2 protein-coding genes are annotated in these 1,533 nt (G+C 69.7%); both read left to right on the plus strand.

Annotated features, from left to right (window positions below; translation table 11 throughout):
• A partial coding sequence (locus JCM19049_RS13785; RefSeq protein ID WP_054821865.1) for a LysR substrate-binding domain-containing protein occupies positions 1 to 730 on the plus strand: 730 nt, incomplete at its 5' end.
• 10 nt (positions 731 to 740) lie between these two features.
• Positions 741 to 1,499 carry a LysR family transcriptional regulator gene (locus JCM19049_RS13790; protein ID WP_054821866.1) on the plus strand — a complete coding sequence of 253 codons (759 nt, stop codon included), beginning with the start codon at positions 741 to 743 and terminating at the stop codon, positions 1,497 to 1,499.
• The last annotated feature ends 34 nt before the right edge of the window (positions 1,500 to 1,533 follow it).

Below are 1,533 nucleotides of genomic sequence, written 5' to 3' on the forward strand. Positions count from 1 at the left end.
CCGCCTCACCCCGGCCGGACGCCAGCTGGTCTCCCGGGTCGATGAGGCGGTCACCGTACTGGAGGGGGCGACCGCCGAACTTGAGGCCCGGCGCAGCCGGGTCCAGGGCGTCATCCGCTTTGCCGCCTTCAGCACCTTCGCCCGGACCTTCCTGCCCGAGACGCTGCGGCGGATGAGCCGGGTGCACCCGGATGTGGTCATTGAATTCACCCAGCTCGAACCGCACGAGGCGTTGGACGCGGTCGCCAGTCGGCGGGCCGACGTGGCCATGGTGGACGAGTTCACCCATATTCCGCGGCGCGCCGACGCCGGGTTTGTGCGCACCGCCATTACCCGGGACCGGATGGAGATCCACCTGCCCCACCCGGTCGCCTCCGTGGCCGAACTGGCCGAACTGCCCTGGGCCTTTGAGCCTCGCGGCACCGACGCCTATGCCTGGTCCCACCGCTTCTGCCGTGACCTGGGCTTTGAACCGAAGGTGCTCTTCGATTCCCCGGATCCGCGCCTGCACTACGAACTGGTCGCCGCCGGGGTGGCGGCCGCCTTCCTGCCGCGTATGGTGTTTCACGGGCTGGACACCGCCACCGGGTCGGTGGTGCGCTGGGAACCGGAGGAGGACAGGCAGCGCGAGGCCATGTTCCGGGACATCTACGCGGTGGGCCGGCGCGGCAGCCACCTGCGCCCGGCCACCAAGAGCTTTTTGCAGATCCTGCGCGAAGTCGCTTCCTGAGAGGAGAACGATGCTTGACATCCATCGCCTGCGCCTGCTGCGCGAGGTCAGGCTCCACGGCAGCATGAGCGCAGCAGCGCGCAGCATGTCCTACAGCCATTCGGCCATCTCCCAGCAGCTGGCGCTGCTGGAGCGTGAAACCGGGGTGCAGCTGCTGGAACGGGTGGGGCGCAACGTGCGCCTGACCGCCGCCGGCCTGGAACTGGTGCACAACACCGAGGCGATCCTCGCCGCGCTGGAAAAGGCCGAAGCGGACTTGGCCACGTCCCACGAACGGGCCCGGGGCAGCATCACGGTCGCGGCCTTCGCCAGCATCAGCCGGACCGTGCTGCCCACCGCACTGGCCGACCTGGCCCGCGAGCACCCGGCACTGGAGGTGAACATCCACCGCTACGAACCGGAGGAAGCCATGCTGAAGCTGGCCTCCCGCCAGGTTGACGCGGTGCTCACCGATTCCTTCCCGGGCGCGGCCCCCGACGGCTCCACCAGCCTGCACACCACGATCCTGGCCCAGGACCCGGTGCGCGGCTACCTTCCGGTGGGGGTGCAGTTGGATGATGCGCAGGCCGTGCGCCAGGTGCCCTGGGTCATGGAACCGGCCGGATCCGCCGCCTCACAATGGGCGCTTCGGGTGTGCCGCGAACGCGGCTTCGAACCGCGGATCGCCCACCTGTCCTCCGATGTGCTCTTCCACCTGCGCCTGGTGGAGCACGGACTGGCCGCGGCCTTCCTGCCGGACATGGTGATGCAGGAGGCTCCAGCGCCCTGACGCCCAGCAGTTGGCTGCCGGCCGACCAGCGGCG

The sequence above is a fragment of the Arthrobacter sp. JCM 19049 genome (genome assembly GCF_001310435.1).

Excerpts from the sequence above, each read along its gene's own strand:
- JCM19049_RS13790 (WP_054821866.1), top strand. The coding sequence starts at position 741 with ATGCTTGACATCCATCGCCTGCGCCTGCTGCGCGAGGTCAGGCTCCAC.